Annotated in this window: 10 protein-coding genes and 2 pseudogenes; all 12 read right to left on the minus strand. The window is 37.8% G+C overall.

Going from position 1 to position 15,122, the window contains the following annotated elements; translation table 11 throughout:
* Positions 1 to 56: 56 nt before the first annotated feature.
* Positions 57 to 1,448 carry a tyrosine-protein kinase domain-containing protein gene (locus tag JCM21531_RS01530; RefSeq protein WP_038286897.1) on the minus strand — a complete coding sequence of 464 codons (1,392 nt, stop codon included), beginning with the start codon at positions 1,446 to 1,448 and terminating at the stop codon, positions 57 to 59.
* Between the two features lie 138 nt (positions 1,449 to 1,586).
* Positions 1,587 to 2,483, minus strand: coding sequence for an SGNH/GDSL hydrolase family protein (locus JCM21531_RS01535; protein ID WP_243467039.1), 897 nt, complete (start codon positions 2,481 to 2,483; stop codon positions 1,587 to 1,589).
* Positions 2,468 to 2,797: a hypothetical protein gene (locus JCM21531_RS19965; protein ID WP_243467040.1), complete on the minus strand. Its 330-nt coding sequence runs from the start codon at positions 2,795 to 2,797 to the stop codon at positions 2,468 to 2,470. The genes JCM21531_RS01535 and JCM21531_RS19965 overlap by 16 nt, the downstream gene beginning before the upstream one ends.
* Before the next feature lie 127 nt (positions 2,798 to 2,924).
* Positions 2,925 to 3,488, minus strand: a complete 564-nt coding sequence (locus JCM21531_RS01540) for a hypothetical protein (RefSeq protein ID WP_038286899.1) — start codon at positions 3,486 to 3,488, stop codon at positions 2,925 to 2,927.
* A 32-nt stretch (positions 3,489 to 3,520) separates the two neighbouring features.
* Positions 3,521 to 4,071: pseudogene (gene rfbC / locus JCM21531_RS01545) on the minus strand (dTDP-4-dehydrorhamnose 3,5-epimerase).
* A gap of 109 nt (positions 4,072 to 4,180) precedes the next feature.
* Positions 4,181 to 5,017: a tyrosine-protein phosphatase gene (locus JCM21531_RS01550; RefSeq protein WP_243467041.1), complete on the minus strand. Its 837-nt coding sequence runs from the start codon at positions 5,015 to 5,017 to the stop codon at positions 4,181 to 4,183.
* Positions 5,018 to 5,287: 270 nt separating this feature from the next.
* Positions 5,288 to 6,445 (minus strand): S-layer homology domain-containing protein, encoded by a 1,158-nt coding sequence (locus tag JCM21531_RS19970; RefSeq protein ID WP_243467042.1) that lies wholly within the window; start codon positions 6,443 to 6,445, stop codon positions 5,288 to 5,290.
* Between the two features lie 50 nt (positions 6,446 to 6,495).
* Positions 6,496 to 7,347: a hypothetical protein gene (locus JCM21531_RS19975; RefSeq protein ID WP_243467043.1), complete on the minus strand. Its 852-nt coding sequence runs from the start codon at positions 7,345 to 7,347 to the stop codon at positions 6,496 to 6,498.
* Between the two features lie 171 nt (positions 7,348 to 7,518).
* On the minus strand, positions 7,519 to 7,863 hold the full coding sequence (locus tag JCM21531_RS01560; protein ID WP_038286901.1) for a histidine triad nucleotide-binding protein: 345 nt from the start codon (positions 7,861 to 7,863) through the stop codon (positions 7,519 to 7,521).
* Between the two features lie 316 nt (positions 7,864 to 8,179).
* Positions 8,180 to 8,647: a hypothetical protein gene (locus JCM21531_RS01565; RefSeq protein ID WP_038286902.1), complete on the minus strand. Its 468-nt coding sequence runs from the start codon at positions 8,645 to 8,647 to the stop codon at positions 8,180 to 8,182.
* Between the two features lie 39 nt (positions 8,648 to 8,686).
* On the minus strand, positions 8,687 to 9,166 hold the full coding sequence (locus JCM21531_RS01570) for a hypothetical protein (protein ID WP_038286905.1): 480 nt from the start codon (positions 9,164 to 9,166) through the stop codon (positions 8,687 to 8,689).
* Between the two features lie 31 nt (positions 9,167 to 9,197).
* A pseudogene (locus JCM21531_RS24200) lies at positions 9,198 to 15,120 on the minus strand (RHS repeat-associated core domain-containing protein).
* Between the last annotated feature and the right edge of the window lie 2 nt (positions 15,121 to 15,122).

Below are 15,122 nucleotides of genomic sequence, written 5' to 3' on the forward strand. Positions count from 1 at the left end.
CCATACAAATCAAATACAATAATATAGTTTAGTACTGCATATCTTCTCTCTATAAATCAATCGTACTTGTAACTGTAATAACCGGTTCTTTCAGTATCCAATTTCGTTAGAACTGCACCTACAAATTGTGCCTTTACACTCTCAAGGGATTTATAGGCACGTTTTGCCATTTCTATCCTTGTCTGTCCGCTTGCCAATACAAGCATAACCCCATCGGTAATTCCGGCAATAACTGCAGCATCTGTAACCTGTCCGACCGGAGGAGTATCAATGACGATAATATCATATTCCTCCTTAACTTTTTCCAAAAGGCTTTTCATCCTGTTGGAGTTAAGCATTTCCGCAGGATTTGGCGGAATCGGACCGCTCGTAATTATATACAGGTTTGAAATATCACTTTTTTCAGTTGTTTTGATTTTTATCTCTTCTTTTGATTCGGTAAGCAGATTGGTTAAGCCCTCTTTATTCTTTACACCAAAATAATGATGTACCTTTGGCTTTCTTAAATCGGCATCTATAACAAGAACTTTCTTCCCTGAACGTGCAAGAGTTGTTGCAAGGTTTACAGCTGTAACCGTTTTGCCGTCTCCAAGAGTCGGACTTGTTACCACTATAGTTTTGACTTCTCTGTCTACACTTGAATAATGCAAATTTGTGCGAAGCTCTCTGAATGCTTCAGCAGAAGCTGACTTTGGATTATTATGTACAATAAGATTTTTAAGATATTCCTCTTGAAGCTCTTTTTCGTCCTTGGCTTTTTTCTTTCCTCTTTTGCCTCCTTCGAATGCCGGTATTGTACCGATAACATTGATACCGAGTATTCTTTCGACCTCTTCCGGCTTTTTAAAGGTATGGTCAATTAATTCAAGCAAAAATATCAATCCAACTCCCAATACCAGTCCAAGTAATCCCGCCGCTCCCACATTCATTTTCTTGTTGGGCTTTATGGGATTCTCCGGTATTTTTGCAGTATCTATAACTTTAATATTTTTGACTTGTATAATCTCATCTGCCATCTTTTGAATGACTGATGCCAGCTCATTTACCACATCAGCAGCTCGTTTCGGATCAGTATCCTCATAGCTTATACTGAACAATCTTGAGTCTTTTACAGTTTTGACCGTTACATTATTCTGAAATTCGCGAATACCAACGCCGAACTTTTGATTAATAGTCTCTGCCACACGTCTCGATTGGAGTATTTCTCTGTAGTCTACAACAAGCTGATTATTAACTTGAATATCGGCAAAGCTCAATGAAACCTGGTCTTTCTCTTTACCTAGAAACAACGTTGTTTCAGCTTTATAGACCGGTTTGATATAGAACTGAGTAACAACAAAGGCTGAGCCTGCTGCAAGAACAAAGCACAATACAATAAAATACCACTTCTTAAGAAGGATATATACTATCTCACGCAAATCGATTTCTAAGATATCATCCTTTTCCATATATATGACCCCTTTTCATATATCGTTAGCATAATCATTATAGAAATGACAAATAATAAGCCCCTAACATTACCATTTTACATAGTGGGCATTTTATTGTCAATATAGTAGTCTTACAAATTTTACATGTACTGCAGTTTAGTTAGTAATTAACCCATGAATATAAACATTTGAATCACTTGCTTTTGCATTTTTTATGCTGGACACTTCAATTCTAATTTTATGCGTTCCCACCCCTATATTATCACTTATCAGCACATGTCTTAAAGCCTCATACGGAGCATAGCAATCATATGTCTGAATCAATTTGTCATTCAAATAAATGTCTACAATCCCGCAATCGGGACCTCCCAGCAATGTCACACCAAGTACTTGACTGTCTTTTACCTCATATGTAATGTAGTCATTACTGCGATTGCTTTTCATAAAAATCTTGTCACAGGCCACCACACTATTATAAAAGCCACCAATTGTTAAAAATTCCGTAGTAATCTTTGCGGTATAAAATCTGTTGCTTTCTTCAAACAGTAGCGGTTTTCTTTCGTCAAAACCTGGCTCTCTCTTATTGTCAATATTAGACTTAATCAAATCGAATACTGCGTCGATGTATATTGAGTAACCTTTTTCGCTCGGGTTTACACCGTCTTCGGTCAGAACATCAATTCCCTGTCGTGAGTTTATAAAAGCTTTTATTGTATCTACATATGTTATGTCGTAATAATCCGACACTTTTTTTAATGTATTTATGTATGCTTCGCTCTTTATACTATTCTCAATAATTGTAATTATTTCCGTATTTGCTTTTGTTTTCTTTATATTTCTGATCAATCCTTCCAGAATGTTGCCGAAAATCGTTTGATTGAATTTTAACTCCTTTTCGTCACTGGCGCCAAAGCACAAAAATACGAGCTCATACTCTTGAGCACTGCTGTCCGTAAGATAATCAATCCATCCTCCAAACGCAGTACCTCCCGGTGTCGCAATAACTTTAAAAGTTGAATCGGCTCCATACTCCTCTTTTATTCTTTTTGCCAAAAGATTATACCACTTTTATTGCCGTCAGTCTCCGGACCGCCCTGAACAATGCCGTCCCCAATAATTAGTACATTTATTTCTTTATTGTTCATAAGTTTCGCGTACACATTTCTTGATTGGGCTTTTTCAAGCTCAGTATACTCACCTACTTGATCTTCAAGACTTTTGCTTTGCTCTACTGTACTCTTTGCACTTGTATCATCGAGATATTTCCCGGAAATGAGGATAATTGCGCTTACAATAAAAATTGAACAAAAAAGATAAATTGCATTTTTCCACATTATGCCACCACTTTCCAGTAATATTTTAGTCATTTACTATATTACTACAACATCTGGAGATTTTCAAACAATAATTTACTTTTGTTTACAAGATATATTTTCGAAAAGCTTTTCCACAAAAAACATCTACATTTCGTAGATGCCTTTATACTGAAAACTATTAATCTTCTTCAAGTATATACGAATATCTATAAAATAATATTTTCGCCCGTTCATAATCTCCTGCTCCAAGAGTTCTATAAAGATAAGACTTTAGTTGTTCCATCTCCTCGTCGGTATATCCACCGTTTCCCAGGCTCTGTACATACCCGATATCAACCTTTGGAAAAATTCTTCTGAAGTCGGCAAGGTCTTCATCCAGTATTTCATCCCTGTGTTCTTCGATCTTTTTATCTATCCACTCTTGTGAGCCTTTAACCAAAGTTTTAGCACCGGAAGTCTGCGTCTTACCCTGATTTCCGGTCACAGTCTCTTCTGATGACTCTTGCAGCGTGTCAGACGGCAATATATAGCCGGTTGGTGTTGGAGTACTTCCAAAAGCCACATCCGCTGTTCTATCAGCTTTTTGGGTTGATAAAGGCTCCTGTGTTCCGGCAGGTATATATGCCGTATTGTCTGGCTTGTTGTTTACTCCGCCGACATCTCTATTCATCATTACCGGAACAATAAATCCTGCACCTATTGTAAGCAGGACTACCAGTATGACAACAATCCCTTTTTTCATATTACTTCTTCTCCTTTAAAACCGTTGGAATGTCAGTCCAACTCTGCATTCTTAAATGTCGGCAGGTTTTTATCTTTTTCAGACAAAACAATGTCACCATCAATTTGAGGCCAAACTATCTCCAAATCAGCATCATTATATATGATTCCCGCTTCAAACTCGGATGATATACATTTGTAGTCTTGCAAAGAACTTCTGAGTCGTCCTCCAATGTGAGAAAAGCATGGCCAAAGTTTTCCGGTATATAAAACATCTTTTTGTTTTCAGCAGAAAGCTCTATTCCATACCATTTCCCGAAAGTTGGACTTTCTTTCCTTAAATCTACAGCCACATCATAAACTTTTCCTTTAATTACCCTTACAAGCCTCCCTTGTGAAAATTTCCTCTGATAATGTATACCTCTCAATACTCCTATTCTTGACTTTATATGGTTATCCTGAACGAACTGCATATTAAGTCCCAACTTTGCAAATGACTCTTTGTTGTAGCTCTCCATGAAGAATCCTCTAGTGTCATTATACACTTTCGGTTCTATAACTATAAGTCCTTCTATTGGAGTTTTTGATACGGTAAAACTATTCATATAAAAATCTCCCAACATAATATTTATGTAAAGCAGCCTATATTTTTATATTACAAAAATTTATACATTTTGTCAATTTGCCCATACTGCTCTGCAAATTATGATGAAATCAGTCATAAGACCTTATATTTTTAAAAAGGTTGGCAAATGAAAAAGTCTTTTTTACAACAGTTGTTTCCTCCACATCTTTATCTTCAAAAACTCTATGAGGATTTTTATAAAGAAGTTTTCTCATATTTACAGCTCCACAAATTTCAGTAAGCTCTTTTTCGACTTCCGATATGGAGTAAATCGGTCTTCTGTCTCCATGGGCATCAGTGGCTACAAGATGAACCATCCCGCTTCTTAATAATCTGATTGCCTCTTCTCGGATTTCAGAACCATGTACTCCCATAATGCTTCCCGAATTTACTTGAAGCAGCGAGCCGTTTTCAACGGCCTTTTTTATAATCCCGCTCTTTCTGTATCGAACGTTATAGCGCTCAGGATGGGCAATTATTGGAATATATCCTTTAAGCTGCATAGAAAACAAAAGCTCCGACATATACTTGGGAATATTCTCGAAGGAAAATTCTATAAGCACATATCTGGAATTATTTAATGTCAGGATCTCACCTTTTTCCAACCTATCAACAGTGTCGTTAGATGCAAAGACTTCCATCCCCGGATAAATTTCCAGCTTGATGTTCTCCTTCTTCAGCTCGTTCATTAGTGTAGTTATCTTCTCATTTATATTTTCAGGAGTTGCCTTCGAATCATAATCTCCAATAAAGTGGGGAGTAGCAATGACTTTGTCAATACCCCTTATCTGGAGCATTCTGCACAACGATATGGCTTCTTCTAATGTCTTTGGTCCATCATCTATCCCATCAAGAACATGACAATGAATATCTACAACCATCTCACTTCCGTCCTTTTCTATTATGCTGGTAACAATTCCGTTCAATTACAAAATAATTATAACATCTACTTAAAACTTCCACAAGACAGTTTCTAATTTTTATTATAGGCAGAAAAGGCAGAGCAATTATGCCCCGCCTTTTGATCCTTAATTTTAATATGCAATTGCAATCAATCACAAATGATTAACCCTCTGAAGACTCATCTGCACCACTCTCAGCCGGTGCTTCTTCAGCAGCTTCAGCATCTAGGCCAGCATCGGCTGCTTCCTTTGCCTCTATTGCCTTTATGAGAACTGTAAATGCTTCAGCTCTGGTTACACTCTTCTTTGGTTGAATGTGTTGTCAGGATAACCCACAACAAATTCTAATTCAACAGCCTTTGCAACAAATGGTTTTGACCAGTCTCCAATTTCACTTGCGTCTATAAAGTTGAACTCAGGATTTTCAGAGCTTCCAAACTCATAAGCCTTCAATATCAATACAACCATTTCTTCTCTGCTCAGGTTTCTTGACGGTCTAAATGTATTGTCTTCATATCCTGCAATGATACCTGCCTCAACTCCTGCCTGTACATAGCCTGCAGCCCACGCAGGTATCTGGTCTGCATCTTTAAATTTCAGCGATACATTTTCAACCGGTTCAAGACCTACAGACTTAACAACAATTACAGCCATTTCAGCTCTTGATATCTCTATATCAGGTTTAACGCTTCCGTCAGGATAACCGCTTACTATATTTCTTGCTGCCAACTTGGTAATGAATTCTTCTGCCCAGTGGCCAGCCACATCATTAAATGGAGCTGCCGGCAAATCACTAGGTGTCGGTTCTACTACTGAAGTAGGTGTTGGCGTAGGAGCTGGTGTACTAGTGGAACCTCCACTGGAGCCACCGGAACCACCGGAGCCACCGGAACCGCCACCATCACCGGATGTAGGTGTCGGTGTTGGCGTTGGTGAAGGAGCCGCTGACGGATATGGCAGCGTACCATCATAAACGCTTCTTCCATACAAGTCACTCAACTGTTTCTTGAAGTAATAAATCTGAATATTGTCATTGGTATTAATTATATCTTCAGCTACAACAAGGAAAGATTCAAAGTCTGTCACTCCCCTGTTCTCCAATGACTTAATCAGTTTAATCAATCCGTCAAGATGCTTTTTCATAGCAGTGTTATTCTGAACATTGAAGTCAACTTTGTAAGGATCTTCAGCCCCGTCAAACACCATTGGACCTGTAAATGTCGACAGGTAATTCAACATACCAACAATAAATTTTGTTCCTGTAACATCTTGAGCATTTCCTGTAACTTCAAAGTTGATGACGGCTGCCAAATCACCGTATCCGGTAGTGTCAATATTAACTGCCGCCAAATCAAAACCCAATATCATGCCTTCAACCTGTGCACGATATTCTGCAGAATAACCTGCATATACTTTAAGTGCAGCCTTCATCTCTGCATCCGAAATTGTCACTTTAAGGATTCTCTTTGCTTCATAAACATATTCGGTATAATTGCTTGGAGTTACCTTAACAAGTACCTTTCTACGAAGTCTTTTCTATCTTGTTTCGGAAGATTGATAACTGCCAGGAAAACTTTTTGCAGAGGATCAATTCCGTAAGGTTCCGGCAAAGTACCTTCATATGCGCTAGTTCCAAGCTCAGCTTTCAGGAACGCCTTAAACGCAAATATCTGTGCATAAGAATTAGTATTGATTTCATTTTCAATATATTCAGCAAAATCATCAAAGCTTTCTATACCTTTATTTGCAAGAGATTCTACGGAAGATATAAGAGCATTAATCTCATTCTTCAACGTATTGTTTCCACTAACTCTGATGTCAATTTTATAAAAATCATCAGAGTGATCATAGAATACTGGTGAAACATTGAAAGTTCTGATAACTTTGAAAATTTCAACAAATAGTTTGAAACCTCTGCTGTCATCAGAATTTCCTGTTATACCGAAGTTAATTCTTCTCTCAATATCTGAGAAAGATGCCGTATTGTACGGTTTCGAAGGCAATCCAAAAACTTTTATCAAGTTTTTCAAATTGCTCTTGTGGCTATCCGGATAATAAGCATAACTCTTTAATACCTTCTCCATATCCGAATCTGACATTGATAAACGAAGAATAGCCTTTGCGTCGTCTACATAATCTTTATAGTTAGCAGTAGTAATTCTGTCAAGTACATTGTCGACGAAATTCGTTCTTTGTGCTTCTGTAAGACTAATCACCTGTAATACAACCTTCTGAAACGCATCTGGCTCTACCACTTCTGCATATGCCACCGTTGCAATAACACCAAAAATCATCACAATCGCAATAATACTACAGATGATGTTTTGAAGCTGTTTGTTATGGAATTTTTTCATTTTTGCCCCCCTATAAACTCTTCCTAGGTTTTTTATTGTAATGTTGGGCCCCAACTCAAAACCCAACACTTAATATACAACATATTCCAAATAAATATATAAAATAATCAAGCATACCCTTTGTGACTATATTATCACAGCTGGTATATTATTGCAATAAAAACTGTCGTCTTACAGAATTTTAGGACCCATGTCAACTCCACCCAACAGATGGTAGTGGAGGTGAAAAACCGTCTGGCCTGCCGCCGCACCACAGTTGGTTATCAATCTATAGCCCTTCTCCGAAATTCCCAAATCTTCTGCCACTTTGTTTGCTGCTTTGTGAATATCTATTAATATTTGAGAATTCGATTCATTAATATCTTTAACATTAACAATATGCTCTTTCGGAATAATCAGCACATGTACCGGCGCAGCAGGATTTATATCTTTTATGGCAATAACTTTGTCATCTTCATAATAAATTGTAGAGGGTAACTCTCTTTTGATTATTTTGCAGAATACACAATTGTCCAAGATATACATCTCCCCACAAAAATAGTCTCTATATTACAAAATTATGGAAATTATATTCCATAATTTATAGCATTATAATACCATAAATATGATATATGTGCCAGTACTATTTTTTATATTTTTCATATACTTTATTATTTTATTATATGAATTTAGTATTGTTGCATAATTCTTTTGTGTAAATTTGCTTTTGAAGTTCATTAAAATAAGTTCGCTGTATGCAAGTTTTTTTATTCGCAATATATACCAAGCTGATTACAAAAAAACAATACCGTATTTCCAAGTAAAATCTATTTCCCGTCCTATAAAATGCCTGTTAGTCTATTCTATCTTCTACAGCCTCTATGTGCAAAATCAACTTCGTTCTCTTTGCATATACGAATTTGTAAGTTGTTCCTATGTTTTTTGATGAAAAATTTTTTCTATAAGTTCTCGGCAGACTGTAGTACTTATTATCAATTTCAATACGTACTGTATTCGATGCTTTTCTGTAATATGTCATTGTTCCTTCACCATAAAGGTAATCTTTCTTTACATAATCTAAAGTAGAATATATCCCAGTTATTGTAACTGCTAATAATATTATCAATGGTAATAACCGTTTAAAAACAAACATTGCAGATTTTTTCAGTTTTATTTCTCTTACAACTACACCATTTCTCTTTACCTTGATAACGTCATCACCATAAAACCATAAAACCAATGCCACAATAAGGCCTATCACAAACGCAAATATACCAAATAAAAATTCACTAAAAAGTATTTGATTATATACTTCTTCCACAACTAGCCTCCCTATTTTATAGTACTATTTGTCACGCTCTTACTCTATAGATTTATTATCTGACTCGTCATCTAACGCCTCTATATCCAAAATCAATTTTGTCCTCTTTGCATATACAAATTTGTAGGTTGTTCCTACGTTCTTTGATGAAAAATATTTTCTATAAATCCTTGGCAAATTGTAGTATTTACTGTCAATATAAATATGTTCTGCATACCGTAATTTTTCATAACGTGTCATTTTCCCTTCTCCATAAAGATAGTCTTTCTTCACATAATCCAAAGTAGAGTTTATTATGCTTATTCCAAAAGCCGGCAAGAATATTAACGGTACTAACCTTCTTAAAATAAACTTTGACCATTTTTTTAATTTTATTTCTCGCACAACTACACCTTTTTGCTTTACTTTAATAACGTCACCACCAAACCATAAAACTATCAATGCCACAATGGCTAGACCACCAAAAAATAATTTAAATATCATTTCACTAAAAAGTAATCTATTGTATAACTCCTCCACAAATGAATCCCCCTAATTTTTTATTTTAATTCTAATTTGCAGTGCATTTGTCCTCTCCTTCTATCATTTCCGATGTTAGTCCTCCTACCACCTTATCAACAAAGTCTTTTAATAAATCAACCAATTCTTTCTGGAATGCCTTTTTCTTCATAAAAGCTCTAGCCGCAGATCCGTTGTATACCTTACCTGCTTTTCTTAATATATATCTTGCTTTTTGTTTCGATGCAGGCACATCGACATTTGGGATAAGATTTCCAGCGATGCACCCCACAACATTCCCGGCAAAATTTACCAAAGTATCTTGTAAGATTTTCCCCATATCAATCTCGTTTATTTTTCCTGTACGTATATCCTCTATCCCTGAATCTATAAATGTGGCTACACTTGCAGTTACCCCAGCATCAATGACCATCATCCCTACAGTTGCCCCAAAACCAATACCTCCCGTCAGCATTCCGCCAATAGCACCCGATAACATATTCGCTATATATGTCCCCGGTGAAGAGGATGGAAGGAAATTGGATGCCGACCATTTCCAGTCGTTTTGGGCAAAGTTAGAAACAACATCCGTTACATAAGTTGCTGCCAAACCTACTCCTGCACCAATTGCCGCTCCAGCTGCCAAAGTAGCCAGCGGTGCCCCAGCTCCAAAAGTTGCAACAGTAAACGCAACTGCGCCTACACCTATAGCAACCGCACCCAATATCTTCAAGCCACCAACAACGTATGCTCCAACATTATTTTCCACCCACCAGTCTCTAACACTGGTTGCCGTATCTGTTATAAAGTTGCCGACATCGTTGATTCGGTCGCCTGCCCAATCAATTGCATCATTCACTCTGTCTCCTACCCAATCAACCGCATCGCTTATCCTGTCTCCTGCCCAGTCAACCGCATCACTTACCTTGTCACCGACCCAATCTATCGCATTATCAATAAATTTAGGCCAATGTCCTGTAGGGTCAACAAACATTACAGGATTGTTCTCAACATATGTATAGAGGTTCAAACTTGCGGGATTATAGGTGAAGCCCCTCCATGTATCCTCCTGCGTAAACCGTCCGACAGAGGGATTATAGTATCTCGCCCGCAAGTAATACTGCCCCGTCATATTATCATACTGTTCTCCCGCATAACGGAACCTGTTGTGTACTGTCTCTTTCGCACTTACAGTATTACCGAAAGCGTCATAATCGTAACTGTTTGCAATCTTTCCCGAACTGTCCGTAAGATTAGTTACATCACCATGTACATTATGCAAATAGTAATAGGAATTATTATTTTCATCTTCCAATTCCAATAACGAATGTCCTCTTATGCTCCTGCTCTTTATCTCCCAATCCTCACCGACCTCGGATATGACGTCCTTTCCATCAAATATGAACCTTCGGTACTCACCGTTTTCTATGGTCTGCACTCTCATGCCTTCGGCATCATATATGTTTTCCATATATGTGCCGTCTGCATTTATTACCTTTGTAAGTCTATTAAACTCATCATATTCGAATATTCTTTCAGATTCTCCTTCAATCTCTTTTACAAGATTGCCTCTGGCATCATATTCATACTCTGTCACAACGTCATTTAACACCTTTTGTATCAACCTGTTGTTTTCGTCATATTTATAGTTTTCAATCAGCTCACCGAATTCCCTGGCAAGTCTGTTTCCTGCGTTATCATATACAAATTTCTCGCTATTGCCATCAGGATAAGAAACTCTCTCAAGCCTGTTTATGCTATCATAGCTATATGACGTCACCTTGCCGTTTTCATCCTGCATTATCCGGTTTCCGTTGGCATCATAGGAATACTTTCCTCTAAAGAGTTCTTGACCGAAAGGATCAACATTTAGAAGCCCGATTATCCTTTTATCCATGTCGTAGTCATACTTTGAGCAAACTCCGCTGCCATATAAAATTCGGGATACGGTATTATCCGGATTGTATTCATACTGTGCCGTTTGCCTTCCTGCGTTTATCACATTTGTAAGTCTGCCAAGAATGTCATGAGTATACTCTATAGTTTTTCCGCTTATGTCGGTAAGCTTTGTTAACCGTCCGTTCTTGTCATACTCATAATCCAATACACCAACACCGTTTGTATTCTTTCTCTTAAGTCTTCCCGACGGAGTGTAGGTATACGAATAAATTGTCCTGTCACTTATAGATGCCGCTAAGCTTCCGTCAAGATTATACTCATATTTTTCAAGAATTCCGTCCTCACTCCAAATGCTTACGAGCTTATCGTCAAAGTTGTATCTGTAATATATGGCTTTTCCATCCCTATTGGAAGTCCAAACCATTCTTCCCTGTTTGTCGTATTTGTAAGAAATTTTTCCACCCAGCGGGTCAATTATCTCCGAAAGAAGATTAAGGCTGTTGTAATTGTATCGCGTGGTATTTCCGTTTCCATCCATTACTGTTGTAAGGTTGCCTGCATAATCGTATTCGTATCTGAAAACAGAACCGCTGGCTTCATGAACTTCTTTAATTTTTCCCCACAAATCAAGTGCATATCTTGTTGCATTTCCTTTTCCGTCAATAATTTCCGTAATATACCCCAAAGAATTATAGTTATATTGCTGGCTTATAATTCCCTTTGCCTTCGCTTCAGGCGTTGTAATATACCTAAGTCTTCCTCCTATGTCGTATCCGTATTCCACACCGTATCTCTCATTATCATCGGATGCCGCCAGGTAGCCTTTAGCGCCAATTTTCTTTATTATCTCTCCCGCTGTGTTGTACACGTTTCTTTCCACAACAACTCCCGCTGCATTTGTGACCTGTAAAAGTCGGTTCATAGAGTCATAAAGATAAGATGTTCCCGGGCCGTCATCGATTTCAGGATTGTAATTTTCAGGCAGTACACGTTTTATCAAATTACCTGACGTATCATAGAACAGCCTTGTTGTATTTCCATCGGCATCCTTTACCCTGATTCTTCTATTCATTTCGTCGTACTCGATTTCAATGGTACTTCCGTTGGGAAGGGTTTGCCTTACAAGGTTTCCTGCTTTATCATAGCTGTACAGTATCCTTCTAACTGTAGTCTTTAACAATGCATTGGCGGCACTTCCGGATATTTTTACACCCTCCGGCGGCAAATAAGCCTCAACGCCAATCCTCCTGTTTGCAGCATCGTAGGTGAATCTCTTTCTATAGCCTTCAGGAGAAGTAATGCCTGTAACATTGCCGTTTCTGTCATACTCAAACAAGGTCTCTGCTGTCACAGTTCCCTTTTCTCCGCCTGTCAGATCTTTTCCATCGTACTCTTCGGATACTTTTTTAAGTCTTCCGGCACTGTTGTATTCAAATCGTGTTATCTTGTATGTATGATCATTTATTTTCTTTTTTTCTAAAGTCTTTTTTCCAAGACAGTCATACTCATACTGAATATTGGAGCCAATGCTGTCGGAAACCTCAATGACTCTCCCGTTTTTGTCGTATTTGTAGCTTATGATGTTCCAGTTCTTCGGATATCCGGTTTTGGTTACATACTCAGGAGAGATTTTTTGCTGTACAATCCGGCCGTTTCTGTCATAAACATTTTCTGTCACATTGTAAAAGACCTGCCCATCTATATTTTGAAGCGGAGTCCTTTTTTCAACCAGCCATCCGGCAAGATTATATTTAAACAATGTGCCCCAGCGTTCTTCATCATTGTCTGCGCTTCCGTATCCCTTTGCATTAATTTCTTTTATTACCCTGCTGTCTTCATCATAGACATACTTTGCAAATACATTTCCATTCGGGTCAAGAATCTTAACAATTCGGTTCATTTCATCATATATAAATTGCATTCCAGGGCCATCATCGGTTTCCTCATTGTAATCGCGCGGCAATATGGTTTTTATTATATTCCCTCGAGGTCATATTTTATTCTGGACTTACTTCCATCAGGGAAAACGGTATTTATCTGCCTATGGTTGGAGTCATACTTAAAGACAATTCCTATGCCGTCATCTACCTCTTTATTGTAATAATTAGGGTTAACTTCCTTAATTTTATTTCCGTGTTCATCATATTTTACCGAAAATACATTTCCCAATGGGTCAATCTGCTTTATCATCCGGTCCATTGCATCATACGCAAAGGTGTAACCTTTCCCCTTATCACCTTTTTCTGCGTATTGCTCGGGAGTAATTACTTCAACCATGTTTCCGACGGCATCATATTTAATCCTGATCTTGTTATTTTCCGCATCAATCAGGCCTGTCACCTTGTCCAGCTCATTATATTCAATTTTACTGTTCCGTAGCCGGTTGTTATTGCCAAAACTCTTCCGACGGCGTCAAAATCATAGGTATATCTGTTTCCTTCCGCATCTGTTATTGCTGAAGGCTTGTTTATATCCTCATCATTATATTCGAAAGATGTAGTGTTATTCTCGGCATCTGTAATTGTCAAAACTCTTCCGAATTCGTCATATGTATATACAGTCTCAGAATTATTGCTGCCGTCTATTTTTACAATACGTTTTAGGAGATTTCCTTTTGCATCATACTCAAATCTTGCAAGGCCGCCTGCCGGAGTACTGATTTTCGTTCTTCTGTTGTTCTCATCATAGCTGTATCTTATAGTGTAGTTGAAGGGTTCCGGCATTATTTCTGCCGTCAGATTTCCCCTTTCATCATACTTAAACCGCTTTGTCCTGCCATTTCTGTCAGTTATACTGCTTCTGTTTTTATTTTCATCATAGGTGTATATTTCTTTAGTACCGTCATCGTATATGATTTCCGTAAGCTGCTTTTCTTCGTTATATTTGTATGTACGGGTTATACCGCTTTTTTGCCATTTAAATATATTCTTGCATTCTTCCGGGTAGTATTCTATAATCAGCTCGTTTCCTTCATAGTCAAGCTGCTTTATAACCCTGCCTGCTTCGTTGTATGTATTTCGAACATATGTATTTTTGTTTTGGTCGGTTATGGATATCATGCCTTTTGTGTCATATCCATATTTAAGAACTCCTCCGTCAGGATATCTTACTTGTGTGAGATTGCCGGATTTATCATAGGAGTAAGTTATTTCCCTTCCCGTGTGATCGGCTATTTTTCTCAATCTTGCTCCGTCATATAAAAAAGCCAAGAATTTTCCGCCCGGGGATACTGCTGATGAAATCATGCCCTGGTTATCGTATTTTATGTAAATTGAATTACCGTTGAGGTCACTTATTGATATAAGATTTCCGGATTTGTCATATCTGTAGGTAGTTCCATCATGAAGTTTCAATGCATAGCTTTCATCTTCATTCTTTCGGAGTATATCAAAAACTCCCCGTGGAGCCGTATACTTGCTGTCTTTTTCATTATATTCAAAAATGTTAATGCTTCCGTCGGGATACACCACCAATATATCCTGACTATCCTCTATATTCATAAGGCTGGTTTCGTATCCTATTCTCCAGCCCTTGCCCAAAATTCCGTAGGTTTTGTCAATGGAATTATAATATCGCCTTATCTCAAGAGCAATACCTCTTGAAGGTATTTGAATATCCTTTTTGGTTACATAAAAGTTTCCCGTTGTTACGTTTATAGGGTCACCAACGAATGTATTCGGGCAGCTTGCACGTCCGGGACCTAAGTTTTTGTAGTCTGATGTATAATTTACATTAGCAGCATTCACTTTTCCGGCAGAGACTGCTGCCACAGAAGCACCAAAGGCCGCACTCTTCATTTTACTAGTAATATTTGATGCTTTTTTATCCTCCTCAATCATACTGTCCCTGGCAAATTCAAGATCCTTTGCCATCAAATCAAGGCCACCGGATATTTTTTTGGCAGATTTAATCGCATCCGATGCTTTTTGATCTATTCCTTCTCTGCTTCTTAGTTCCCAGTCAATAGACTTCACTATACTATTTATGTCTCGTATTATATCATCAAATTTATCTGACAAATTTTTTAGATTATCTGCCACCCTGGTCATATCTTCCGGCGATATTTTTATTCTCAATG

The sequence above is a fragment of the Acetivibrio straminisolvens JCM 21531 genome (assembly GCF_000521465.1).
Classification (GTDB): Bacteria; Bacillota; Clostridia; order Acetivibrionales; family Acetivibrionaceae; genus Hungateiclostridium; species Hungateiclostridium straminisolvens.